The 22,499-nt window shown below is 65.7% G+C and carries 22 protein-coding genes and 1 pseudogene; 4 read left to right on the forward strand and 19 right to left on the reverse strand.

Annotation, left to right across the window (positions count from 1 at the left end; genetic code table 11):
• Nucleotides 1-535: 535 nt before the first annotated feature.
• From dnaJ to BLQ28_RS02190, 19 genes and pseudogenes are all read right to left on the reverse strand, one after another.
• The gene (gene dnaJ, locus BLQ28_RS02100; RefSeq protein WP_093236907.1) at nucleotides 536-1,675 is read right to left on the reverse strand and encodes a molecular chaperone DnaJ; all 1,140 of its coding nucleotides are present in this window, start codon (nucleotides 1,673-1,675) and stop codon (nucleotides 536-538) included.
• A 108-nt stretch (nucleotides 1,676-1,783) separates the two neighbouring features.
• Nucleotides 1,784-3,721 carry a molecular chaperone DnaK gene (gene dnaK / locus BLQ28_RS02105; protein ID WP_093236908.1) on the reverse strand — a complete coding sequence of 646 codons (1,938 nt, stop codon included), beginning with the start codon at nucleotides 3,719-3,721 and terminating at the stop codon, nucleotides 1,784-1,786.
• Nucleotides 3,722-3,839: 118 nt separating this feature from the next.
• Nucleotides 3,840-4,412 (reverse strand): nucleotide exchange factor GrpE, encoded by a 573-nt coding sequence (grpE, locus tag BLQ28_RS02110; protein WP_093236909.1) that lies wholly within the window; start codon nucleotides 4,410-4,412, stop codon nucleotides 3,840-3,842.
• A 219-nt stretch (nucleotides 4,413-4,631) separates the two neighbouring features.
• A complete protein-coding gene (locus BLQ28_RS02115) occupies nucleotides 4,632-4,982 on the reverse strand; it encodes an FKBP-type peptidyl-prolyl cis-trans isomerase (RefSeq protein ID WP_093236910.1) in 351 nt (116 codons plus the stop codon).
• Nucleotides 4,983-5,199: 217 nt separating this feature from the next.
• Nucleotides 5,200-5,502, reverse strand: a pseudogene (locus BLQ28_RS02120) (winged helix-turn-helix transcriptional regulator); the annotation flags it as partial.
• Between the two features lie 177 nt (nucleotides 5,503-5,679).
• Complete coding sequence (gene asd / locus BLQ28_RS02125; protein WP_093236911.1) at nucleotides 5,680-6,531, reverse strand: archaetidylserine decarboxylase; 852 nt, start codon at nucleotides 6,529-6,531, stop codon at nucleotides 5,680-5,682.
• Nucleotides 6,532-6,681: 150 nt separating this feature from the next.
• Nucleotides 6,682-7,674 carry a Bug family tripartite tricarboxylate transporter substrate binding protein gene (locus tag BLQ28_RS02130; protein ID WP_093236912.1) on the reverse strand — a complete coding sequence of 331 codons (993 nt, stop codon included), beginning with the start codon at nucleotides 7,672-7,674 and terminating at the stop codon, nucleotides 6,682-6,684.
• A 28-nt stretch (nucleotides 7,675-7,702) separates the two neighbouring features.
• Nucleotides 7,703-8,683 (reverse strand): Bug family tripartite tricarboxylate transporter substrate binding protein, encoded by a 981-nt coding sequence (locus BLQ28_RS02135; RefSeq protein WP_093236913.1) that lies wholly within the window; start codon nucleotides 8,681-8,683, stop codon nucleotides 7,703-7,705.
• A 54-nt stretch (nucleotides 8,684-8,737) separates the two neighbouring features.
• On the reverse strand, nucleotides 8,738-9,499 hold the full coding sequence (locus tag BLQ28_RS02140) for an SDR family NAD(P)-dependent oxidoreductase (protein ID WP_093236914.1): 762 nt from the start codon (nucleotides 9,497-9,499) through the stop codon (nucleotides 8,738-8,740).
• Between the two features lie 25 nt (nucleotides 9,500-9,524).
• A complete protein-coding gene (gene garD, locus BLQ28_RS02145) occupies nucleotides 9,525-11,105 on the reverse strand; it encodes a galactarate dehydratase (RefSeq protein ID WP_093236915.1) in 1,581 nt (526 codons plus the stop codon).
• Nucleotides 11,106-11,123: 18 nt separating this feature from the next.
• Complete coding sequence (locus BLQ28_RS02150; RefSeq protein ID WP_093236916.1) at nucleotides 11,124-12,476, reverse strand: TRAP transporter large permease; 1,353 nt, start codon at nucleotides 12,474-12,476, stop codon at nucleotides 11,124-11,126.
• Entirely contained in the window at nucleotides 12,467-12,961 is a 495-nt protein-coding gene (locus BLQ28_RS02155; protein ID WP_093236917.1) for a TRAP transporter small permease, read from the reverse strand. Before BLQ28_RS02155 ends, BLQ28_RS02150 begins: the two co-directional genes overlap by 10 nt.
• A gap of 142 nt (nucleotides 12,962-13,103) precedes the next feature.
• Entirely contained in the window at nucleotides 13,104-14,096 is a 993-nt protein-coding gene (locus BLQ28_RS02160; RefSeq protein WP_093236918.1) for a TRAP transporter substrate-binding protein, read from the reverse strand.
• A 58-nt stretch (nucleotides 14,097-14,154) separates the two neighbouring features.
• Nucleotides 14,155-15,045, reverse strand: a complete 891-nt coding sequence (locus tag BLQ28_RS02165) for an SMP-30/gluconolactonase/LRE family protein (protein WP_093236919.1) — start codon at nucleotides 15,043-15,045, stop codon at nucleotides 14,155-14,157.
• Complete coding sequence (locus BLQ28_RS02170; RefSeq protein ID WP_093236920.1) at nucleotides 15,035-15,853, reverse strand: NAD-dependent epimerase/dehydratase family protein; 819 nt, start codon at nucleotides 15,851-15,853, stop codon at nucleotides 15,035-15,037. The genes BLQ28_RS02165 and BLQ28_RS02170 overlap by 11 nt, the downstream gene beginning before the upstream one ends.
• 13 nt (nucleotides 15,854-15,866) lie before the next feature.
• Nucleotides 15,867-16,661, reverse strand: coding sequence for a transporter substrate-binding domain-containing protein (locus BLQ28_RS02175; protein WP_093236921.1), 795 nt, complete (start codon nucleotides 16,659-16,661; stop codon nucleotides 15,867-15,869).
• Between the two features lie 57 nt (nucleotides 16,662-16,718).
• Nucleotides 16,719-17,447 (reverse strand): amino acid ABC transporter ATP-binding protein, encoded by a 729-nt coding sequence (locus BLQ28_RS02180; protein WP_093236922.1) that lies wholly within the window; start codon nucleotides 17,445-17,447, stop codon nucleotides 16,719-16,721.
• Nucleotides 17,431-18,054 carry an amino acid ABC transporter permease gene (locus BLQ28_RS02185; protein WP_093237658.1) on the reverse strand — a complete coding sequence of 208 codons (624 nt, stop codon included), beginning with the start codon at nucleotides 18,052-18,054 and terminating at the stop codon, nucleotides 17,431-17,433. The genes BLQ28_RS02180 and BLQ28_RS02185 overlap by 17 nt, the downstream gene beginning before the upstream one ends.
• Nucleotides 18,055-18,083: 29 nt before the next feature.
• Nucleotides 18,084-18,833, reverse strand: a complete 750-nt coding sequence (locus BLQ28_RS02190) for an amino acid ABC transporter permease (protein ID WP_093236923.1) — start codon at nucleotides 18,831-18,833, stop codon at nucleotides 18,084-18,086.
• 116 nt (nucleotides 18,834-18,949) lie between these two features.
• Here BLQ28_RS02190 and BLQ28_RS02195 point away from each other — a divergent pair, with 116 nt between their 5' ends.
• From BLQ28_RS02195 to BLQ28_RS02210, 4 genes are all read left to right on the forward strand, one after another.
• Complete coding sequence (locus tag BLQ28_RS02195; RefSeq protein WP_093237660.1) at nucleotides 18,950-19,834, forward strand: FadR/GntR family transcriptional regulator; 885 nt, start codon at nucleotides 18,950-18,952, stop codon at nucleotides 19,832-19,834.
• Nucleotides 19,835-19,948: 114 nt separating this feature from the next.
• A complete protein-coding gene (locus tag BLQ28_RS02200; protein WP_093236924.1) occupies nucleotides 19,949-20,938 on the forward strand; it encodes a Bug family tripartite tricarboxylate transporter substrate binding protein in 990 nt (329 codons plus the stop codon).
• Nucleotides 20,939-21,086: 148 nt separating this feature from the next.
• The gene (kdgD, locus tag BLQ28_RS02205) at nucleotides 21,087-21,998 is read left to right on the forward strand and encodes a 5-dehydro-4-deoxyglucarate dehydratase (RefSeq protein WP_093236925.1); all 912 of its coding nucleotides are present in this window, start codon (nucleotides 21,087-21,089) and stop codon (nucleotides 21,996-21,998) included.
• A gap of 43 nt (nucleotides 21,999-22,041) precedes the next feature.
• Nucleotides 22,042-22,497 (forward strand): nuclear transport factor 2 family protein, encoded by a 456-nt coding sequence (locus tag BLQ28_RS02210; protein ID WP_093236926.1) that lies wholly within the window; start codon nucleotides 22,042-22,044, stop codon nucleotides 22,495-22,497.
• Nucleotides 22,498-22,499: the final 2 nt, after the last annotated feature.

Below are 22,499 nucleotides of genomic sequence, written 5' to 3' on the forward strand. Positions count from 1 at the left end.
CGGGTGAAAACACCTATACCGAATGGCCATCAGCCGCTTTTCGGTTTTCCCCGAGAAAGCACCGCCTATTGAGCCTCCGGGCTCAATAAAACGGCCTCTCCCTGCAATAACGTGTGATCCGCCGTTTGGTTTATTGCACACCAAAAAAAAATATAAAAGCAATCCCCGCGCCACTTTTTGAGAAGGCGCTTGCGCGTGTTGGCGTGGGAAAGAAGCGTGGGCGCCGGTCGGCGTGTTCCGCATGGGTGCGAGAAGCACCTTCTGTGTGCTTGAAGCCGGCTCGGTGGCCGGTGGCACGCACCATTTCGATGAGGCCGGCGCCTCGGGTCGGCGTGAAGCAGCCGGAGGTCGATGTGAAGTCTGCGGCCAAGAGTTGCGTGCCTGGCACTGCGTGGCAGACGAAGAAATGGCGCGACCCCCGCGTGGCAACTGGATGAACGTGGGGGCGAGACCCTTGAACGGGCCTTGCACTTCCTTGGTGCGCGTTAGCGCAATGATTTCCTGCGGCTCATGGCCGCAGGAGTCGGCCAGTTCTTCAGCTGAAGAATTCTTTCGCCTTGTCGAACCAGCCCTTGTCGGTCGGGCTGTGCTTGTCGCCACCCTTCTTGAGCGATTCGTCGAGCTCCTTCAGCACCTTGCGCTGGTGCTCGGTGAGCTTCACCGGCGTCTCGACGCGCACGTGGCAGTACAGGTCACCCGGGTAGCTCGAGTTCACGCCCTTGATGCCCTTGCCGCGCAGCCGGAACTGCTTGCCGCTCTGCGTACCCTCGGGAATGTCGATGGCTGCTGCGCCCTTGAGCGTCGGCACGTTGATCTCGCCGCCGAGCGCCGCCGTCGTCATGCTGACCGGCACCACGCAGTGCAGGTTGTCCCCGTCGCGCTCGAAGATGTCGTGCTTCTTGAGCCGCACTTCGATGTACAGGTCGCCCGGAGGGCCGCCGTTGACACCCGGCTCGCCGTTGCCGGTGACGCGCATGCGCTGGCCGTCGTCGATGCCCGCGCGGATCTTCACTTCGAGCGTCTTGTTGCGCTTGATCTTGCCTTGGCCGTGGCACGCGGTGCAGGGCTCGGGAATGATCTTGCCGCTGCCGTGGCAAGTGGGGCAGGTCTGCTGCACGCTGAAGAAGCCCTGGCGCATCTGCACGGCGCCGGCGCCATGGCAGGTGGTGCAGGTGATGGGCTTGGTACCGGGCTTGGCGCCCGAGCCGTGGCAGGTCTCGCACTCGTCCCAGGTGGGGATGCGGATCTCGGTGGTCTTGCCTTCGGCGGCTTCTTCCAGCGTGATCTCCATGGCGTAGCTCAGGTCGCTGCCGCGGAACACCTGGCGGCCGCTGCTGGTGCGGCCGCGGCCGCCACCACCGAACACGTCGCCGAAGATGTCGCCGAAAGCCTCGGCGAAACCGCCGAAGCCTTCCGCACCCGGACCGCCGCGCATGTTGGGGTCGACGCCTGCGTGGCCGTACTGGTCATAGGCCGCACGCTTCTGGCCGTCCGACAGCATTTCGTAGGCTTCCTTCACCTCCTTGAACTTGGCCTCGGCCTCCTTCGAGGTGTCGCCGTGGTTGCGGTCGGGGTGGTGCTTCATCGCGAGCTTGCGATAAGCCTTCTTGATTTCTTCCTCGCTCGCGTTCTTGGGGACGCCGAGGGTTTCGTAATAGTCGCGTTTGGTGGCCATGGCAGGTCGATCGGGAGATCAGGGGAGCAGCGGGAACTCGGGTGACTTGAAGCGAGAAAGGCTGGAGCACCCCGTGAGGTGATCCAGCCTTGCTCAAGGGACTGAAGATCAGCCCTTCTTGACTTCCTTGACTTCGGCGTCGACCACGTTGTCGTCGGCCTGTGCACTGGCGGAAGCTTCAGCGCCACCGGGGCCGCTGGCGGCCGAGGCGCCGGCTGCAGCCTGCGATTCGGCATACATCTTCTCGCCGAGCTTCTGGCTTGCGGTCATCAGCGTGTTGGTCTTTTCCTCGATCGCGGCCTTGTCTTCGCCCTTGAGGACTTCTTCGAGGTCCTTGATCGCGGTTTCGATCGCGTCCTTCTCGGTGGCTTCGAGGCTGGCGCCATGCTCGCCCAGCGATTTCTTCACGCTGTGCACCATCGCTTCGCCCTGGTTGCGGGCCTGCACGATTTCAAGCTTCTTCTTGTCGTCGGCTGCGTTGATCTCGGCGTCCTTCACCATCTTCTGGATTTCGTCTTCGGAGAGGCCGGAGTTCGCCTTGATGGTGATCTTGTTTTCCTTGCCGGTGCCCTTGTCCTTCGCGCCGACGTGCAGGATGCCGTTGGCGTCGATGTCGAAGCTCACTTCGATCTGCGGCGTGCCGCGCGCTGCCGGCGGAATGCCTTCGAGGTTGAACTCGCCGAGCGCCTTGTTGCCCGAAGCGATGTCGCGCTCGCCCTGGAACACCTTGATCGTCACGGCCGGCTGGTTGTCTTCGGCGGTCGAGAAGGTCTGTGCGAACTTCGTCGGGATCGTGGTGTTCTTGGCGATCATCTTGGTCATGACGCCGCCCATGGTCTCGATGCCGAGCGACAGCGGGGTCACGTCGAGCAGCAGCACGTCCTTGCGGTCGCCCGAGAGCACCTGGCCCTGGATGGCGGCGCCGACAGCCACGGCTTCGTCGGGGTTCACGTCCTTGCGCGGTTCCTTGCCGAAGAAGGCCTTCACCTTTTCCTGCACCTTGGGCATGCGGGTCATGCCGCCGACCAGGATCACGTCGTTGATGTCGCTCACGCTGATGCCGGCGTCCTTGATGGCCAGGCGGCATGGCGCGATGGTGCGCTCGACCAGCTCGTCGACCAGGCTTTCCAGTTTGGCACGGGTGAGCTTGATGTTCAGGTGCTTCGGACCCGAGGCATCGGCCGTGATGTAGGGCAGGTTGATGTCGGTCTGCGCGCTGTTCGACAGTTCGATCTTGGCCTTTTCAGCGGCTTCCTTCAGGCGCTGCAGGGCCAGCACGTCCTTGCTCAGGTCGACGCCTTGTTCCTTTTTGAACTCGGCAATGATGTAGTCGATGATGCGCTGGTCGAAGTCTTCTCCGCCCAGGAAGGTGTCGCCGTTGGTCGACAGCACTTCGAACTGCTTCTCGCCGTCGACGTCCGCGATTTCGATGATCGACACGTCGAAGGTACCGCCGCCCAGGTCATACACGGCGATCTTGCGGTCGGCCTTGTCCTGCTTGTCCAGGCCGAAGGCCAGGGCTGCTGCGGTGGGCTCGTTGATGATGCGCTTGACGTCCAGGCCCGCGATGCGGCCGGCGTCCTTGGTGGCTTGGCGCTGTGCGTCGTTGAAGTAGGCCGGCACCGTGATCACGGCTTCGGTCACGGTTTCGCCGAGGTAGTCTTCGGCGGTCTTCTTCATCTTGCGCAGGATGTCGGCGCTGACCTGTTGCGGGGCCATCTTCTTGCCGCGCACTTCGACCCATGCGTCGCCGTTGTCGGCCTTGGTGATGGTGTAGGGCATCAGGTCGATGTCCTTCTGCACTTCCTTTTCCTCGAACTTGCGGCCGATCAGGCGCTTGATCGCGTACAGCGTGTTCTTGGGGTTCGTGACGGCCTGGCGCTTGGCCGAGGCACCGACGAGGACTTCACCGTCTTCCTGGTACGCGACGATCGACGGCGTGGTGCGCGCACCTTCCGAGTTCTCGATCACACGCGTGGTGTTGCCTTCCATGATCGACACGCACGAGTTGGTGGTGCCGAGGTCGATGCCGATGATCTTTGCCATGTTCTTTACTCCTGAAAGCCTGAAAAATATGTTGTTATGAACTTGTGGATAACCCAGCGCGATTCAAGGGATGAAGCGGGGATTTCCTGTGGGAATCTTGTGTGCCGATGCGAGCCGGTTACTTCGGTGCGCTGACCGTGACCAGCGCCGGGCGCAGCACGCGGTCGTTGATGGTGTAGCCCTTCTGGAGCACGGTCACCACGGTGTTCGGTTCCTGGTCGGCGGGCACCACCGAGATGGCCTGGTGCTGGTGCGGGTCGAACTTGGTGCCGGGGGCCGGGGCCACTTCGATCACTTTGTTGCGTTCGAGCGCGCTCTTGAGCTGGCGCAGCGTGGCTTCGGCGCCTTCGCGGATCTGCTCCGGCGTGGCGTCCTTGATGGCCAGGCCGGCTTCGAGGCTGTCGGTCACCGGCAGCAGGCTCTCGGCAAACGCTTCGACAGCGAACTTGCGGGCCTTGGTGATCTCGTCGTCGGCGCGGCGGCGGGCGTTCTGCACGTCGGCCTGGGCACGCAGGTACTGGTCGGCCAGTTCGGCGTTCTTGGTCTGAAGGGCAGCGAGTTCGCCTTGGGCTTGCGCCAGGGCGGCGACGGCATCGGCTTCGTTGGCGGCTTGCGCGGCCTCCAGTTCTTCGGGGCTGGGCTCGCCTTGCAGCATTTGCGAATTCTGTGCGGATTGTTGCGGGTCAGACATTTTTCAAAGAACCGGCGTGATGCCGGAAAACAAACGATAGCCAGCCACATGGGGCTGTCCAAAGGCATTTCAAGCGAAAAAATGCGGCCGAAAGGGCCGCAGGAGGGCCAAAAACCGATGTTTTCAGACAGAGGCACAGCGAAACCGGCTTTGCCGGGCCGCTGGTGCAGCCCCCAATGAGCGACACGATGTGTGCCGCCGCTTGGGGGCGAGCCCGGATCAGTGCGCGTCGAGCAGCTCGACGTCGAACTTCAGCGTGGCGTTCGGCGGGATCACGCCGCCGGCGCCGCGGGCGCCATAGCCCAGCGATGCGGGAATGATCAGCGTGCGCTGGCCGCCGATCTTCATGCCGGCCACGCCTTCGTCCCAGCCCTTGATGACCTGGCCGGCGCCCAGCGAGAAAGCGAAGGGGTCGTTGCGGTCGCGGCTCGAATCGAACTTGGCGCCTTGCACGCCGTCGTTGTAGAGCCAGCCGGTGTAGTGCACGTGCACGTGCTGGCCAGCCTTGGCTTCGGTGCCGGTGCCGACGGTGGTGTCTTCGTACTGCAGGCCGGAGGGGGTGGTAGGCATCTTGAAACGCTCCTTGCGTCGATGTGAGAAGAATGGATCGAAGGCGCGGAGTTTACCGAGGCCGGGCGGGGCGGCCTGCCGGTGGTCAGCTGGTGCTGGTGTCGTCGGTGGGCGGCGCGGCGGGAACCGCAGGCGCCGTCACTGCGGCGGCAGGTGCCGGCGTCGGGGCCGCAGCCGCAGCGGGCGCGGTGGCTGGCGCAGCGGCAGGGGCTGCCGCCTTCTTGGCCTGGCCCAGCTGCCACTTGCCGGCAAAGGCCTGCAGGTCGGACAGCCGCTTGAGCAGGTCCTGCCCGCTGAGCGTGAGGCAGTAGCCGTCGCTGCCATGGCTCACGATGCCGGCCTCGCGAAGCTCCTTGATGCGGGTGTTGAGCGTGTTGGGAGTGATGCCGCCCACGCTGTCCTGCAGCAGCCGGAAGGTTTGGGCGTGGCCGTCGCGCAGGGCCCAGAGCACACGGAGCGCATAACGGGCCTCGAGCAGTGCGAGCAACTGGCTGACGGCTGCGTTTTCCTTGGTACTCATCGACATCATCTCCTCGAAGCTGGGCGGGCCAGCGGCCTTGTGGACAGGGCCGATGTCGCGCGCTCTTGTGTTTGGTTATGGACCGCCTTGCTGGCCGGCGACTATAGCGCAAGGATCAGGATGCTACTAGTTTTATAGCTGTAGGGTCACGCTGGATGCGGGTTGTGAGACAAAGCCTCACAAATTCGCGTAATTTGCCATGGCTTCGCCCAGGCGGATCGCACGGGTGGGCGACCAGTCCGGGTTGAAAGCCAGCGCGGGCGCCGGGAACAGCATGACGACCGTGGAGCCCAGCAAGAAACGGCCCATCTCCTCGCCCTTGCGGATGTCGATCTGCTGGTCGTCGTAGCGCCACTCGCGCAGTTCGCCCACGCGCGGCGGATTGACCACGCCGTGCCACACCGTGGCCATGCTGCCGACGATGGTGGCGCCCACCAGCACCAGCACGAACGGGCCACGCGCCGATTCGAAGACGCACACCACGCGCTCGTTGCGCGCGAACAGGCCCGGCACGCCGCGCGCCGTGGTCGGGTTGACCGAGAACAGGTCGCCCGGCACGTGGATCATGCGCACCAGCCGCCCGTCGCAGGGCATGTGGATGCGGTGGTAGTCCTTGGGGCTCAGGTACAGCGTGGCGAAGCTGCCGTGCGCGAACTTCGCGGCCAGCGCGGCGTCGCCGCCGACCAACGCGGTGGTCGTGTAGTTGTGGCCCTTGGCCTGGAAGATCTGGTCGCCCTTGATGGCGCCGAACTGGCTGATCGCGCCATCCACGGGGCAGATGAGGTCGGCTTGCGCAAGCGGCCGCGCATCGGGTTTCAGTGCGCGCGTGAAGAACTGGTTGAAGCTCTTGTAGTAGGTGATGTCCGATTCGAGCGCCTCGCCCATGTTCACGCTGTACTTGGCCACGAAGCGCCGGATGATCCACGTCGTGACGGCCCCCCGTTCCTTGCCCGCGACCCAGCCGGCGAAATTGGTCAGTGCCTGTTTCGGAAACAGATATTGGGGCAGTACGGCAGAGCGGTCGGACACGTGGGGAGAGCCTGGAATTCGGAATGGAGGGGCATTCTATAAAGGGCTCTTCATGCGGGGCGTAGGAAGCTTCCCTTGGTTTGGGGCCACCGGCACGCGGTGCGGCGGCCGGCGGCGCAATCCCCCCGGCCGCGCCCGAAAACAAAAAAGCTACTCGGCCTTGATGCCCGCGGCCTTGATGACCTGCGCCCACTTTTCAACTTCGGCCTTCTGGAACGCCGCGATCTGCACGGTCGACAGGTCCGTGGGCTCCATGCCGAAGCCCTTCAGCTTGTCCTGCATCTCCGGCGTCGCGAGGATCTTGCGAATCTCGGTGTGCAGCCGGTCGACGACAGGCACCGGCGTTCCTGCCGGCACGAAGATCGCCTGCCACGACACCACCTCGAAATCCTGCAGCCCCGGCACGCCCGACTCGGCCACCGTCGGTACGTCGGGCATCGAGGCCAGCCGCTTGGCCGACGTGACCGCAATGGCGCGCAGCTTGCCACTCTGGATGTGCGGGCCGGCCACCACCGTGGTGTCGAACATCATGTCCACCTGCCCACCGATCACGTCCTGGATGGCCGGACCGCTCCCCTTGTACGGAATGTGCGTGAACTTCACGCCCGACCTGTAGGCCAGCAACTCCAGCGCCAGATGCTGCGAGGTCCCCGTGCCGGCCGAGGCCGACGACAGCCCGCCCGACCGGGCCTTGCTTGCGGCCATCACGTCCTTCAAGGTCTTGTAGGGGCTGGCCTGATTCACCACCAGCACCACCGGGTTGGTGCCGATCAGCGTGACCGGCGCGAACGACTTGATCGGGTCGTAGCCGATCTTCGGATACAGGCTAACGTTGATCGCGTGCGAGCTGATGGTGCCGCCGACCAGCGTGAACCCGTCGGGCGCCGCGCGTGCGCCCACCTCCGAGCCCACGCTGCCGCCCGCGCCGCCCTTGTTGTCGATGATCACGGTCGTGCCCAGCGCGGTGCCGAGCTTCTGCCCGATCAGCCGGCCCAGCACGTCGGTGGTGCCGCCCGCGGGAAAGGGCACGAGGTAGGTGATGGTCTTGCCCGTCGGCCAGTTGTTGCTGCTCTGCGCGAAGGCCGGAAGGCCGGCGGCAAGCGAAGAGGCGAGGGCGGTGCGGATCAGTGTGCGGCGCTGCATGGTCTTGTCTCTTTCATTGCCATGCGGCTCAGGGCTTGATGCCGAGCTTGTTGATCAGCGCCTTGAAGTACTCGTTGTCCTTGGCCAGCGTTTCCTTGAAGGCGGCGCCATCGGTGTAGGCGTAGCCCAGGTTCTGCTTGTCCATCACTTCGCGCAGCAGCGGCTCCTTCGCGGTCTTGGCGGCGATGTCGCGCAGCTTGGCCATCACGTCGGGCGGCGTGTTCTTCGGCGCGCCGAGGCCGCGCCATGTGCCGATCGAGATGTCGATGCCGCGCTCCCTGGCGGTCGGCACCTTGTCGAAGGCGGCCAGGCGCTTGTCGGCCATCACCATCAGCATCTTGAGCTTGCCGGCCTGCACATAGGTCGACACCTCCGCAGGGCTCACGGCCACCGCATCGACGTGGCCGCCGAGCAGCGCCAGCACGGCGGGGCCCGCGCCCTGGAACGGGATGTGGTTGAACTTCGCGCCCGTCTTGTCTTCCAGCGCCGAGGCCGCCAGGTGCCAGATCGAGCCAGTGCCCGAGTTGCCCACGCCCATCTCGCCCGGCTTCTTCTTGGCGGCCGCCAGGAACTCTTCGATCGTGTTGTAGGGCGAGTCGGCCTTCACCGTGATGGCGGCCGGATCGGCATTGAGCTGCGCGATCGGCTGGAAGTCGTCGTAGTTGAACTTGGCCAGCCCCAGGTGCGGCAGCGTCAGCAGCTCGACCGTGAGCACCGCGAGCTTGTAGCCGTCGGGCCGCGAATGGATCACCTCGTTCCAGCCGATGGCGCCGCCCGCGCCGGGGCGGTTCACGATGACGATGCTCTCCGACATGTGCTTGCGGCTCGCGTCGGCAAAGGCGCGGGCCAGCGCGTCGGTACCGCCGCCGGGCTGATAGGGCACGATCAGCTCGACCGTGTGGTTCGGGTAATCGTTGCCGGCGGCTTGCGCGGCGGGCACCACGGCACCGAATGCGAGGCAGGCCGCGCCCGAGAGGGCCGCGAGCTTGCGCAGGAATTTCGTCGTCATCTGTCTTGTCTCCGTTATTGGTCTTGGGTTGCAGAAAAGAAAAAGCGATGGAACTCAGGGCATGTACTGCCCTCCGTTCACTTCGATCACCTGCCCCGTGACATAGCCCGAGAGCTGTTCCGAGGCGAGATACAGAAAAGCACCGACGCATTCCTCGGACGTGCCGATGCGGCCCATCGGGATGCTGGCGCGAAAGTTCTCCAGCATCGCGGGCGTCGAGAAGCGGTCCTGAAAGGGCGTCTGGATCACGCCCGGCGCCACCGCGTTGACGCGGATGCGGTCGCCCACCAGCTCCTTCGCCAGGCCGTGCGTCGCGGTGCTCACGAAGCCCTTCGAGCCTGCGTACAGGTACGCGGCCGGCCCGCCGCCGGTGCGCGCCGCGACCGAGGTCACGTTGATGATGTTGCCGCCGCCCTGCGCGCGCATCAGCGGCACCACCTCGCGGCAACAGGCGAGCACCGAGCGTGCGTTGATGTGCATCACTTCGTCGAACAGCGCGTCGTCGAACTCGGCGATGGGCACGCGCTTGACCAGGCTGCCGGCGTTGTTGACCAGCACGTCGATGCGGCCGAACTCCGCCACCGTCTGCTTCACGCAGTCGCGGATCGCGGCGGTGTCGCGCACGTCGGCCTTGACCGCGAAGGCCGTGCCGCCGGCTGCGCGAATGGTGGCGACCACCTGGTTCGCCGCATCGGCCGAGCTGTTGTAGTGCACCGCCACGCGCATGCCGCGCGCTGCGAACGCAATGGCCACCGCGGCACCGATGCCGGTGCTGGCGCCGGTGACGAGCGCGGTCTTGCCCTTGAGGTCTTCCATGATGATGAGCTCCGTGTGAAGGTGTTCAGGTGACGGGCGCGGGGTTGAACAGCACCAGCGCGTTGTGCAGCTTCCAGTGCTCGGCCCAGGTCTTCTTGCGGCCGCTGGCCACGTCGAGCATCAGGCGGAACAGCTCCCAGCCCACGTCCTCGATGCTGGCTTCGCCATCGGCGATGCGGCCCGCGTTCACGTCCATCAGGTCGTGCCAGCGGCGCGCGAGGTCGCTGCGCGTGGCCACCTTGATGACCGGCACTTCGGCCAGCCCGTACGGCGTGCCCCGGCCGGTGGTGAACACGTGCAGGTTGATGCCGGCTGCGAGCTGCAGCGTGCCGCAGATGAAATCGCTGGCCGGCGTGGCGGCGTAGATCAGGCCTTTCTGCGTGGCCTTCTCGCCCGGTGCCAGCACGCCCGTGATCGGTGCCGAGCCCGACTTGACGATGGAGCCCATCGCCTTCTCGACGATGTTCGACAGCCCGCCCTTCTTGTTGCCCGGCGTGGTGTTGGCGCTGCGGTCGACGCGGCCCTTCTGCAGGTAGGCGTCGTACCAGGCCATCTCGCGGATCATGGCCTCGGCCACTTCGGGCGTGGACGCGCGCGAGGTGAGCTGATCGATGCCGTCGCGCACCTCGGTCACTTCCGAGAACATCACGGTGGCGCCCGTGCGCACCAGCAGGTCGGTGCAAAAGCCCACGGCGGGGTTGGCGGTGACGCCCGAGAAGGCGTCGCTGCCGCCGCACTGCACGCCCACCACCAGTTCGCTGGCGGGCACGGTCTCGCGGCGGCGGGCGTTCAGGCGCGCCAGATGGGTTTCGGCCTGCCGCATGACCGAATCGATCATCGACATGAAGCCGACGTGCTCCTCGTCCTGCAGGCAGACCACGTCAAGCGCCGCATCGCCATCGGCTTCGCCGCGCTTGTCGGCAATGGGAATGCTGCCGGGCGGCAGCAGCCGCTCGGGCTGCAGCTTCTCGCAGCCCAGGCTCACCACCATCACCTCGCCGCCGAAGTTCGGGTTGAGGCTGATGTTGCGCAGCGTGCGGATCGGCACGACGGCGTCGGGCGCGTCGATGGCCACGCCGCAGCCATAACTGTGCGCCAGCGCCACCACGTCATCGACGTTCGGGTATTTCGGCAGCAGCTCGGCCTTGATGCGCTGCACCGCGAAGTCGATCACGCCGGCCACGCACTGCACCGTCTCGGTGATGGCGAGGATGTTGCGCGAACCCACCGAGCCGTCGGCGTTGCGATAACCCTCGAAGGTGTAGCCCTCCAGCGGCGGAAGGGCGGGGGGCTTGACGGTCGCGATCGGCAGGCCGTCCAGTTCGGGTGCGACCGGCATGCGCATCACGCGCTCGTGCACCCAGCTGCCGCGTGGCAGTGCCTTCTGCGCGTAGCCGATCACCACGTTGTAGCGGACGATGGCCGCGCCTTCGGCCAGGTCGGCGAGCGCCACCTTGTGGCCCTGCGGCACGTTGTCCACCAGCCGGAGCCCATCGGTGAACTCGGCGCCGGCCTTCAGGCCGCCGTCGTTCGCGACGATGGCCACGTTGTCGTTGGCGTGGATGCGGATGTAGAGCGGCGAGGCTCCGGCGGCAGCGTTGCTCATCGTGAGGGCCTTTGTTGCTTACAGCACCTTGTGGCCGGTCAGCATCGTGGGCAGCCAGGTCGAGAAGGCCGGCACGTAGGTCACCAGGGTGATGGCGATGAAGATCGCCAGATAGTAGGGCCAGGCCGTTTTCGTTGCCTCCCCGATGGATATCTTGCCGATCGCGCAGCCGATGAACTGCACCGTGCCCACCGGCGGGTGCACCAGGCCCAGCGCGCAGTTCAGCAGCAGCATCATCCCGAACTGCACCGGGCCCACGCCCATCTGGATCGCCAGCGGCAAGAAGAGCGGCGTGGTGATCAGGATGTGCGCCGCCATGTCCAGGAAGATGCCCAGAAAGATCTGGATGATGTTGATGTACAGCAGCATCAGCCAGGGGCTCGAGGTCGCGGCCAGCAGCACCGTCTCGATGGCATCCGGAATCTCCAGGTAGGCCATCTGGTAGCGCAGCATGTTCGACACACCGATCAGCAGCAGGATCACGCCCGTGGTCTTCGAGGCCTTGGCGAGCGACTTGAAGAGTTTTTCGCGCGTCATCGTGCGGTAGGCCACCACGGTGAGCAATAGCGAATACGTCACCGCGATGGCCGCCGCCTCGGTGGCTGTTGCCACGCCCTGCATCACGCACACCAGAATGATCACGATCACCATCAGGCCGGGGATGGCTGCCAGGAAGGTCTTGGACACCATGCCCCAGCCCGGGAAGCGCTCGACCATCGTGCTGCCATCGGTGCGCTTGGGGTAGCCGTGCTTGGCGGCCTGCCAGTAGGCAGCCACCAGCATGCACACCATGATCCAGAACACCGGGATCAGCCCCGCGAACATCAGGTCGCCGATGGACACGCCCTTGATGATGTGCCCGTCGATCGTGCCCACCGCGGCCTGCGCGGCGAAGGCATAGATGATCATGTTGTGCGAGGTCGGCATCAGCGCGCCCGAGAGCGATGCATGCGTGGTCACGTTCACCGCATAGGCCGCGCTGTAGCCCTCGCGCTTCATGATCGGGATCATCACGCCGCCCATGGCCGAGGTGTCGGCCACCGGCGAGCCAGAGACGCCGCCGAAGAGCGTGGAGGCCACCACGTTGGCCAGGCCCAGGCCGCCCTTCCAGTGGCCGACCAGGCTGCGCGCGAAGGCGACGATCTTGTCGGCGATGCCGCCATGCAGCATCAGCTCGCCCGAGAAGATGAAGAACGGAATGGCCAGGAACGAGAACACGTTCATGCCCGACACCATCATCTGGATGGCGGTCTCGAACGGCAGGCCTTCGTACGCGAAGGTCGCCAGGCAGCTCAGCCCGATGGCGAAGGCCACCGGCATGCCGAGCAGCAGGAAGAGCACGAAGCTCAGCGACAGCACTGTCAATGCCATGATGGAACGACCTTCAGGCCGGTGAATTGAGCAGCCAGGTGCTCGAGAGAGAAGAGGGTGATCAGCACCCCCGCGAAGAGAACGGGCACGTAGCGCACGGCTTCGGAAATCCCCAGCGTGGGAATCGTCGACTCGCGCGTGGACACGGCCATCTCGGCCCCGCCCGCGAACAGCGCAATGGCGAAGCCGATGGTCAGCACATAGACCAGCGCCTTGCACCAGAACTGCGCCTTCTCGGGCAGCGCCTTGACCAGCGAATCGAGGCCGATGTGCCCCGCGTCGCGCACGCCGGCGGAGGCGCCGAACATGGCGACCGAGATCACCAGCAGCAGCGCGACCTGCTCGACATACGGCGGGGCGTCGTTGAAGACGTAGCGCAGCACCACGCCATAGACGACGACCGCGAGCAGGCCGACAAGGCATGCGCACGCGATGTACATCGCCCAGCGGGACAGCCGCGCGTTCAGGTGGGTCAGCAAGTGCATGGGAGTTTCCTGTCTTGCTCCTTCCCCCTTCGGGGGAAGGTCGGGATGGAGGCTGCGCCCAATGAGCGCCATTCAGTGGCCAAGGCCGCCGTGCCCCCACCCCAACCCTCCCCCGGAAGGGGAGGGCGCAAGACCATGGGCCTCATTTGGTGTTGACGATCTCTTGAACGAGCGCCTTCTGCTCCGGCGTGGTCGCGAACTTGTCCCACACCGGCTTCTCGACATCGACGAAGCCCTTGCGATCGATCTCGGAGGCCGCGACGATCTTGGCGCCGCCCTTGATGACGGCCGCCTTGGCGTCCTTCTCGCGCGGCTCCCACAGCTTCACGTAGTAGGGCACGGAGTCTTTCGCGGCCTTGCGGATCGCGGCCTGCTCTTCCTTGGTGAGCGTGTCCCAGATCTTCTTGGAGAACACCAGCACTTCGGGCGTCATGACGTGCATGGTCTCGGAGTAGACCGGTGCGGCTTCGAAGTGCTTGGCCTCTTCGTACGAGGGGTAGTTGTTCTCGGCGGCGTCCACCAGGCCGGTCTTGAGACCCGTGTAGACCTCGGCGATGGGCATCGGCGTGGGCGATGCACCCGTGGCGCTCACCAGGCTCACCATCAGGTCGGAAGGCTGCACGCGGATCTTCAGGCCCTTCATGTCGGCCACCGACTTGATCGGCTTCTTGGCGTAGACCGAGCGCGCGCCGCTTTCGTACATGCACAGGCCGATGAAGCCGGCCTTCTCGAAGGCGGCCAGCACCTTGTCGCCGGCCGGGCCGTACATCGCCTTGCGGAAATGCTCGATGTCGCGGAACAGGAAGGGCAGCGACGGAATGACCGACTCCGGCACGATGCCGTGGAACGACGCGCTGCTCACGCGCACCATGTCGAGCGCGCCGATCTTCACCTGTTCGACCGTGTCCTTTTCGGAGCCCAGCGAGCTGTCGGCAAAGATCTTGATGTTGTCCTTGCCGCCCGTGGCCTTCGACAGTTCATCGCCCATGAACTTCACCGCCTGGTTGGTCGGGAAGTCCTTGGCGTGCACCTCGGCGGAACGGAAGGTCCGTGCCACGGTGACGTTGCTTGCCGTGAGGGCGATCAGGCCGATCGCGATCAGGCCCGACAGCTTCTTCATTTGTAGTGATTTCATTTTTGATGGCTCCTCGGTGGATGAAAAGAAAACGCAGCGGATGAATCGATGAACGGGGTCAGATGCCGAAAGCGGGCTCCGCAATGCCCTGCACGCCGGGCCGCAGCGCGAACACGCCGCCGGCCAGTGGTTGGTCCGACAGGTCGATGCCGCCGGGTCGGATGGAGGTGACGAAAAGGGTGTCGAGCCCCGCGCCGCCGAAGGCGCACATCGCGGGCTTCTTCACCGGCACTTCGAGCGAGCGGTCGAGCCGGCCGTCGGGCGTGAAGCGGTGCACCAGGCCGGCGTCGTTGCCGCAGATCCAGTAGCAGCCGTCGACGTCCATCGCCGCGCCATCGGGGCGGCCGGGCAGGGGCTTCATGTCGACGAACAGGCGGCGGTTGCACGGCGTGCCGCTGTCGGTGTCGTAGTCGAAGGCCCAGATGGCCTGCACCGTGGGGTGCGAATCGGAGAGGTACATCGTGCGGCCGTCGGGGCTGAAGGCCAGGCCGTTGGGCACGATGAAATCATCGAGGCGCTGGGCGGCCTTGCTGTCGCCCTTGCCGTAGCTGTAGACGCGGCCGACGCGTGCACCCGCCGCCATGTCGAGCAGCATCGTGCCGGCCCAGAAGCGGCCCTGGCGGTCGCAGCGGCCGTCGTTGAAGCGCATGGCCGGGGCTGCGTGTTCGACCGGCGCCAACGGTGTGGCGGCCAGCGTGCCGTTGGCTTGCGGCTTCAGCGAGAAGAGGCCGCTTTCCATGCCGGCGATCCATTCGCCGGCCATGTCGGCGCGCGGCGCGACGCAGGCGATCATTTCGTTCGCCGTCCACTTCGCATGGCCTTCGCCCGCGTGCCAGCGGTTCAGCGTGCGCGCCGGAATGTCGACCCAGTAGAGCGCCTGCTCACCCGCATGCCACACCGGGCTTTCGCCGGTGCCGTTGCGCGCGTCGAGGACGAGTTCAGCGCGCATCGCCGAACGGGCCCTGTGCGGTGAAGGCGCCGCCCTGGTAGATGGCGTTCGGGTCGGTCGGCGCGACGGGCGGCTGTGCCTCGACCTTGTCGCGGAACACCTCCGAGCTGTCTTGCGGCACGAAGCCCAGGTGCGCGGCCGCGCCGTTGTCCCACCACACGTCGCGGTTGTTCGACATGCCGTAGACCACCGTGTGCTTCACGTCGGGCGTGAACAGCGACTTCTCGATCAGCGTGGTCAGGTCGCGGTAGCTGAGCCAGGTGCTCATCATCCGGCGGTTGGCCGGTTCGGGGAACGACGAGCCGATGCGGATGCTCACCGTCTCGATACCCCAGCGGTCGAAGTAGAACTGCGCCACGTCTTCGCCGAAAGACTTCGACAGGCCGTAGTAGCCGTCGGGCCGGCGCGCGGCGTGCGCGTCGATGTGCTCGCTCTGCTTGTAGAAGCCGATCACGTGGTTCGAGCTGGCGAACACCACGCGCTTGACGCCGTGGCGGCGCGCGGCTTCGTAGATGTGGAACACGCCCTTGATGTTGGCTTCGAGAATTTCCTCGAACGGCCGCTCGACCGACACGCCGCCCAGGTGCACGATGGCGTCGCAGCCGTTCACCAGCGCATCGACCGCCGCCTTGTCCGACAGGTCGCAGGGCACGACCTCTTCGTGCGCGTCGGTGGCCGGGGCCAGCGATGCGATGTCCGAGAGCCGCAGCACGTCGGCATACGGCTTGAGCCGCTCGCGCAGCACCTTGCCCAGGCCGCCGGCCGCGCCGGTCAGCAGCAGGCGATGAAGTTTGTTCTTGTCTTGCATCGTTCTTGTCCGTTCATAGCTTGGTGATGCGCTCGGGCAGGTCGCGGCCGTGGTACTTCTTGTAGATGGCGTTGAGCTTGCCGTTCTTCTGGTTGGTCACGACCCAGTTGTTGACCCATTCCTTGAGCTTGGGCTGCTCCTTGTTCAGCGCGATGCCCAGGTCGAAATCTTTCTGCGCGAACTTCAGCTCCAGGTTCTTGGCCGGCGCCTGCTTGACCATCTCGCTCAGGTTCGACGGCGTGCTGGAGAACAGGTCGATCTGGCCGGTGACCATCGAGGTGATGAGCGTGGCGTCGTCTTCGTAGCGCACGATCTCGGCGCCCTTGGCCTGCTGCGTGGTGAGCGTGTCGTTCACCGTGGCGCGCGTCAGGCCGATGCGCTTGCCGTTCAGGTCTGCGTAGTCGGTCACCTTGATGCTCTTGGGGCCGCCCACGATGATGCTGATGACGGCGTAGGGCACCGAGAAGTCGACCACCTTCTCGCGCTCGGGCGTGATGGACAGGTCGGCGATCACGAGGTCGGCGCGCTGGGCCTGCAGCGTGGGCACGCGCGCGGCGTTGGTGATCGACACGATCTCCAGCTTCACGCCCAGGTCTTTCGCGAGCTGCGTGGCGGTGTCCACGTCGGAGCCGGTGGGCTGCAGGTTGGCATCGGCAAAGCTGAAGAGCGGCGTGCCCATGGCGATGGCCACGCGCACCTTGCCGGCCTTCTTGATGTCGTCGAGCTGGTCGGCCATGGCGGCCTGCGCAACGCCGGCCACGAGGGCCAGCGCGATGCATGTGCGGGTGAAGGTGGTGCCGAGTTTCATGAATATCTCCTGGTGTTGTCTGGTGTGGGAGCGAATGAAGTGACCCGGGCTGCCTGCTTACAGCCCGTTGTTCAGGAAGGCGCGCAGCTCCTGCGTCTTGGGCGCGTCGAGCATTTCGCCGGGGCCGGTCTCCCAGACGGTGCCCTGGTGCATGTAGATGATCCGGTCGGCCACGCGCTTGGCGAAGGCCATCTCGTGCGTGACGAGCAGCATGGTCATGCCGCCGGCGGCAAGGTCTTCCATCACGCGCAGCACTTCGCCGGTGAGCTGCGGGTCGAGCGCGGAGGTGACCTCGTCGAACAGCATCACCTTGGGCGACATCGCGAGCGAGCGCGCAATGGCCACGCGCTGCTGCTGGCCGCCGGAGAGTTGTTCTGGGTAGGCGCCGGCCTTTTCCTTCAGGCCCACCTGGTCGAGCACGCGCAGGGTAACGTCGTGCGCTTCGCCGCGCGACTGCTTCTTCACGTGGCGCAGCGCCAGCATGATGTTCTCCTGCACCGTGAGGTGGGGGAACAGGTTGTAGCTCTGGAACACGATGCCCACTTCGAGCCGCAGCTGCTTCAGGTCGACGCCAGGGCTGTCGACGCGGATGCCGCAGACCTCGATGGTGCCCTTGTCGATCACCTCGAGCCGGTCGATGCAGCGCAGCGCCGTGCTCTTGCCCGAGCCGCTGGCGCCGATGATGGCGATCATCTCGCCCTTGGCGACTTCGAACGAAACGCCCTTCAGGACCTGGTTGGCCCCGAAGCTCTTGTAGACATGGTCCAACTTAACGATTGGCGACATTGAGCTTCTTCTCCATCGCTTCGCTCCAGCGCGACAGCGGATAGCACAGGGCGAAATAGAAAGCGCCGACCAGGAAGAAAACCAGGAAGGGCTGGAAGATGGTGTTGTTGATGATCTGGCCGGCCCGCGTGAGCTCGACGAAGCCGATCACCGAGGCCAGCGAGGTCATCTTGATGATCTGCACCAGGAAGCCGACCGTGGGCGGCAGCGACAGGCGCACGGCCTGCGGAATGATCACCAGGCGCAGCGTCTGCCAGCGCGAGAGGGCCAGGCACTCAGAGGCCTCCCACTGCGGCTTGGGCATGGCCTCGATGCAGCCGCGCCAGATGTCACCCAGGTAGGCGCTCACGTAAATCATCATCGCCAGGCCGGCCGCCACCAGCGAGGGCAGCGACAGGCCATACACCGACAGCCCGAAGTACACGATGAACAGCAGGATCAGCAACGGAATGCCCTGGATGCATTCGATGTAGACCACCGCGAACCAGCGCAGCCACGCACGCGGCGAGATGCGCGCGAGCATCAGGCCGAAGCCGCCGACCGCACCGAGCATGAAGGCGATGGCCGAGAGCACCAGCGTCCAGCCGATGGCCTGCACCAGGTACATCAGGTGCGTGAAGGTGAAGTGCCCCAGGCTCACGCGGCGCTCCCGTGGATCGCGACGGTGGCCGTCGAGGCCGCCGGTTGCGCCTTGCCCGCCTGCGCGGCGGCGCGCCGCACCACGCGGCGGCGGCGGAACAGGTATTCGCCCAGCGCCCAGGTCACGAGCTTGATGAAGAGCGACAGCACGAGGTACAGCGCCGCGACCACGATGTAGGTTTCAAGCGAGCGGAAGGTGTCCGACTGCACGGTGTTCGCGATGGCCGTGAGTTCTTCCGCCGAAATCTGCGAAGCCATGGCCGAGGCCTGCATCATCAGGAGGAACTGGCTCGTGAGGGCGGGGTACACCTTCTCGATGGACGGCTGCAGCATCACGTGCCAGCCGATGCGCCATTTCGAAAGGCCCAGGCATTCGGCCGCCTCGATCTGCCCGCGCGGCACCGACTCGAGCCCGGCCCGAATGATCTCCGCCGCATAGGCCGCGATGTTGATGACCATCGCGAGCACGGCCGCCGCGAAGGTCGGCATGCGCACGCCGAAACTGGCCAGCCCGAAGTACAGGAGGAAGATCTGCACCAGGAAGGGCGTGTTGCGCACGATCTCGATGTAGACGGTGCAGGCGCGCGACAGCGGCCTGATCCTGCTTCGCTTGGCAAAGGCCACGAGCGTTACGACGCAAACGCCGACGACGACCGCGAGCGCGGTCATCTTGAGCGTCAGCCATGCGCCGTTGATGAAAACGGGCCAGTACGATGCCAACGGAGCGAAGTCGAGGGAATACTTCATGTGAGTGCCGCAGAGATCGCCAATGTCCCCTGAGAGGCATGCGAAGCGGCTGCTAAGGGGTCAGAGTGATAAGTTATCTGTTGTCGTACAACTAATTGGAGATTATCATCGTGGCCATGGTTCAGTCGACTGCGGGTAATCCCTTGGTGTCAGATGAGGCGGCGGAAACGGCTGCCTCTGCCGCTCCGGCGGCGGCCGGCGCCGCCTTCGTGGGGCGCCCGCGTCCGCGTGCGCGCGGCCTGGCGCACGGGCTGGTGGAAGACCTGGGCGAGAAGATCCGCAACCAGTCGCTGCGCCCCGGCGACAAGCTGCCGACCGAGTCGGCCATCATGCAAGCCTATGGCGTGAGCCGCACCGTGGTGCGCGAGGCGCTGTCGAAGCTGCAGGCCGGCGGGCTGGTCGAGACGCTGCATGGCGTGGGCACCTTCGTGCTGCAGCCGCGGGCGGGCGGGGTGTTTCGCCTTGACCCCGGCGAGATCGCCGCCTCCGTCGATGTGCTGGCCGTGCTCGAGCTGCGCATCAGCCTGGAGACCGAGTCGGCCGGGCTCGCCGCCAGCCGGCGCACCGATGAACAACTGGTGGCCATGCGCCAGGCACTCGACGACTTTGAGCACAACGTGACGGTGGCCGGCGACACGGTGGCGCCCGATTTCCGCTTTCACCTGCAGATCGCGCAATCGACCGGCAACCCGTACTTTGCCGACATCATGCGGCACCTGGGCACCACGATCATTCCGCGCACGCGCATCAGCGCCATCCGCACGCACGAGGGCGGGGCGCCTTATCTGAGCCGCGTCAACCGCGAGCATGAAGAGATCTATGCGGCCATCGCGCGCCGCGACCCCGAGTCGGCGCGCGCCGCCATGCGCATCCACCTGACCAACAGCCGCGAGCGCCTGCGCATGGCGCAAGAGGCCGCGCAGCAGAAGGCGAAGGCCGAAGCGGCTGCGGCGGGTACGGGCGCGGGCGCTGCTTCGTCAGACAACACCCCCTCCCGCTGAATTTTCTTGTCCGGCCTGCTGGACAAGTTGTTTTTCTAGTTGTACGATGACTGATCTCTTGTCCGGTATCCGGGCGAAGCCATGAGGCAGATCGAACAACAGGAGGCAGCAAGCATGACCCTCAACCGACGCGGCGCGCTCAGTGCCGCACTGGCCACGACGCTGGCCGCCACCTTGCCGGTGCGCGCATTCGCGCAGGGCGGCGGCGGCAACTGGCCGTCGAAGCCGCTCAGGCTCATCGTTCCGTACCCGCCGGGCGGATCGTCCGACATCATTGCGCGGTCCATCAGCCAGCCGCTGTCGGAGGCGCTGGGCCAGTCGGTCATCATCGACAACCGCGCCGGTGCCAACGGCAACCTCGGCGCCGACCTGCTGGCCAAGGCGCCGGCCGACGGCTACACGCTGATGCTGTGCGACCTCGGCGCGCTGGCCATCAGCCCGTCGCTGTACCCCAAGCTGCCTTTCGATCCTTCGAAAGACCTGCGCAGCGTGGCCATGCTGGCCTACTCGCCGCACCTGCTGGTGGTGCACCCGTCGGTGCAGGCGAGCACACTCAAGGAACTCGTCGACCTGTCGAAGAAGAGCGACCTGAACTTTGCCGTGACCGCCAGCGGCAGCACCGCGCACCTGGCCGGCATCGAACTGCAGCGCAAGGTCGGTGCCAAGTGGGAGTACGTGCCCTACAAGGGCGGCGTGCAGGCCGTGCTGGACACCGTCTCGGGCCAGACGCAGGTGCTCATGAACGGCATGCTCGCCACCTACCCGCAGGTGCAGGCCGGCAAGCTCAAGCTGATCGCCGTGTCCAAGGCCACGCGCATGCCGCTGATCGGCAACGTGCCGACCATCGCCGAGCAAGGCGTGCCCGGCTACGAGTCGGGCACCTGGCAGGGCGTGGTCGCGGCGCGCGGCACGCCCGATGCGGTAGTCGCGCGGCTCAACCGCGAGCTGACCCGCATCATCCGCACCCCCGACATCCGGGCCCGCCTCGCGGGGCAGGGCGCCGAGGTCGTGACCATGACCGCGCCCGAGCAGGACCAGTTCTTCGCCAAGGAGCGCGCGCGCTGGGCGCAAGTGATCCAGCAAGCCAACGTTCGGCTCGACTAGTCATGCCTGCCCCCCGGCTTCTCACTCGCTTCGCTCCGTGTAGTTCGCCACCCCCCGAGGGGGAGGCGCGGCTCGCCTTGGGGCGGCCCGGCGGCAGCCGCCTTCCCGCTCCCTCAAGTTTTTTTCTCCCTCTTTCCAGGAATCCCCGATGAACCCGCAAGAACTCAAGACCATCATGGGCTCCGGCCTGCTCTCGTTTCCGCTGACCGACTTCGACAGCAACGGCGACTTCAACAAGAAGGGCTACCAGCAGCGCCTCGAATGGCTCGCGCCCTACGGTGCCAGTGCGCTGTTCGCGGCCGGCGGCACGGGCGAGTTCTTCTCGCTCACCGGCGACGAGTACCCCGGCATCATCCAGACGGCGGTCGACACCTGCCGCGGCAAGGTGCCGATCATTGCCGGCGCCGGTGGCCCGACGCGCTTTGCCATCCAGTGCGCGCAAGCCGCCGAAAAGGCCGGCGCGCACGGCATCCTGCTGCTGCCGCACTACCTCACCGAAGCCGGCCAGGAAGGCCTGGCCGCGCACGTCGAGGCCGTGTGCAAGAGCGTGAAGTTCGGCGTGATCGTCTACAACCGCGCCACCAGCCGCCTCAAGCCCGACACGCTGGCCGGCCTGGCCGAGCGCAACCCGAACCTCGTCGGCTTCAAGGATGGCGTGGGCGACATCGAAGCCATGGTCGCGATCTACCAGAAGATGGGCGACCGCTTCGCTTACCTGGGCGGCCTGCCCACGGCCGAGGTCTATGCCGCGGCCTACAAGGCCATGGGCACGCCGGTGTATTCGTCGGCCGTCTTCAACTTCATTCCGAAGACGGCGATGGACTTCTATCACGCGGTCGCCAACGACGACCTGCCCACGCAGCACCGTCTGCTGAAGAACTTCTTCATGCCCTACCTCGAGCTGCGCAACCGCGTGCCCGGCTATGCCGTGAGCATCGTCAAGGCCGGCGCGAAGATCGTCGGCCACGACGCCGGCCCGGTACGCGCACCGCTCACCGACCTGAAGCCCGCCGAGATGGAGCAGCTCAAGGCGCTGATCGCCACGCTCGGCCCGCAGTAAAAAACTTCGACGGCGACAACAAGAAAGACGGAGACAACACGTCATGTGCCTCAAGAAGTTCCTGCTGGTGGCCGCCGCGGCCGCCATGTTCTCGGGCTGCGCGATGATGCCCGCGGGCAGTGCCGCATCGGCACCCTCCGATGTGGCCGCGGCCGCCGAGCGGCTGCGCGTGGCCATGGTCGATCCGACCGCCGCCGCGCTCGGCGCGCTGGTGGCCGACGACCTGAGCTACGGCCACTCGGGCGGCAAGGTCGACACCAAGGCCAGCTTCATCAGCGACCTGCTCGACGGCAAGTCCGACTTCGTGACCATCGCCATCACCGACCAGACCATCAAGGTCGTCGATGCCCATACCGCCATCGTGCGCCACACCTTCACGGCCGACACCAACGATTCGGGCAAGCCCGGCAAGGTCGGCCTGAAGATCCTCGGCGTCTGGCAGAAGCAGGGCGGCGACTGGAAGCTGCTCGCGCGCCAGGCCGTGCGCGTCGCACCCTGACC

Origin of the sequence: Variovorax sp. EL159 (assembly GCF_900100965.1) — a bacterium.
Taxonomy (GTDB): Bacteria; Pseudomonadota; Gammaproteobacteria; order Burkholderiales; family Burkholderiaceae_C; genus Variovorax.

Excerpts from the sequence above, each read along its gene's own strand:
- kdgD (WP_093236925.1), top strand. The coding sequence starts at position 21,087 with ATGAACCCGCAAGAACTCAAGACCATCATGGGCTCCGGCCTGCTCTCG.
- dnaJ (WP_093236907.1), bottom strand. The coding sequence starts at position 1,675 with ATGGCCACCAAACGCGACTATTACGAAACCCTCGGCGTCCCCAAGAAC.
- BLQ28_RS02210 (WP_093236926.1), top strand. The coding sequence starts at position 22,042 with ATGTGCCTCAAGAAGTTCCTGCTGGTGGCCGCCGCGGCCGCCATGTTC.
- grpE (WP_093236909.1), bottom strand. The coding sequence starts at position 4,412 with ATGTCTGACCCGCAACAATCCGCACAGAATTCGCAAATGCTGCAAGGC.
- BLQ28_RS02180 (WP_093236922.1), bottom strand. The coding sequence starts at position 17,447 with ATGTCGCCAATCGTTAAGTTGGACCATGTCTACAAGAGCTTCGGGGCC.
- BLQ28_RS02195 (WP_093237660.1), top strand. The coding sequence starts at position 18,950 with ATGGTTCAGTCGACTGCGGGTAATCCCTTGGTGTCAGATGAGGCGGCG.
- BLQ28_RS02150 (WP_093236916.1), bottom strand. The coding sequence starts at position 12,476 with ATGGCATTGACAGTGCTGTCGCTGAGCTTCGTGCTCTTCCTGCTGCTC.
- BLQ28_RS02135 (WP_093236913.1), bottom strand. The coding sequence starts at position 8,683 with ATGACGACGAAATTCCTGCGCAAGCTCGCGGCCCTCTCGGGCGCGGCC.
- dnaK (WP_093236908.1), bottom strand. The coding sequence starts at position 3,721 with ATGGCAAAGATCATCGGCATCGACCTCGGCACCACCAACTCGTGCGTG.
- BLQ28_RS02160 (WP_093236918.1), bottom strand. The coding sequence starts at position 14,096 with ATGAAATCACTACAAATGAAGAAGCTGTCGGGCCTGATCGCGATCGGC.
- BLQ28_RS02185 (WP_093237658.1), bottom strand. The coding sequence starts at position 18,054 with ATGTACCTGGTGCAGGCCATCGGCTGGACGCTGGTGCTCTCGGCCATC.
- BLQ28_RS02165 (WP_093236919.1), bottom strand. The coding sequence starts at position 15,045 with ATGCGCGCTGAACTCGTCCTCGACGCGCGCAACGGCACCGGCGAAAGC.
- BLQ28_RS02175 (WP_093236921.1), bottom strand. The coding sequence starts at position 16,661 with ATGAAACTCGGCACCACCTTCACCCGCACATGCATCGCGCTGGCCCTC.
- BLQ28_RS02190 (WP_093236923.1), bottom strand. The coding sequence starts at position 18,833 with ATGAAGTATTCCCTCGACTTCGCTCCGTTGGCATCGTACTGGCCCGTT.
- garD (WP_093236915.1), bottom strand. The coding sequence starts at position 11,105 with ATGAGCAACGCTGCCGCCGGAGCCTCGCCGCTCTACATCCGCATCCAC.
- BLQ28_RS02140 (WP_093236914.1), bottom strand. The coding sequence starts at position 9,499 with ATGGAAGACCTCAAGGGCAAGACCGCGCTCGTCACCGGCGCCAGCACC.
- BLQ28_RS02115 (WP_093236910.1), bottom strand. The coding sequence starts at position 4,982 with ATGCCTACCACCCCCTCCGGCCTGCAGTACGAAGACACCACCGTCGGC.
- BLQ28_RS02155 (WP_093236917.1), bottom strand. The coding sequence starts at position 12,961 with ATGCACTTGCTGACCCACCTGAACGCGCGGCTGTCCCGCTGGGCGATG.
- BLQ28_RS02170 (WP_093236920.1), bottom strand. The coding sequence starts at position 15,853 with ATGCAAGACAAGAACAAACTTCATCGCCTGCTGCTGACCGGCGCGGCC.
- BLQ28_RS02200 (WP_093236924.1), top strand. The coding sequence starts at position 19,949 with ATGACCCTCAACCGACGCGGCGCGCTCAGTGCCGCACTGGCCACGACG.
- BLQ28_RS02130 (WP_093236912.1), bottom strand. The coding sequence starts at position 7,674 with ATGCAGCGCCGCACACTGATCCGCACCGCCCTCGCCTCTTCGCTTGCC.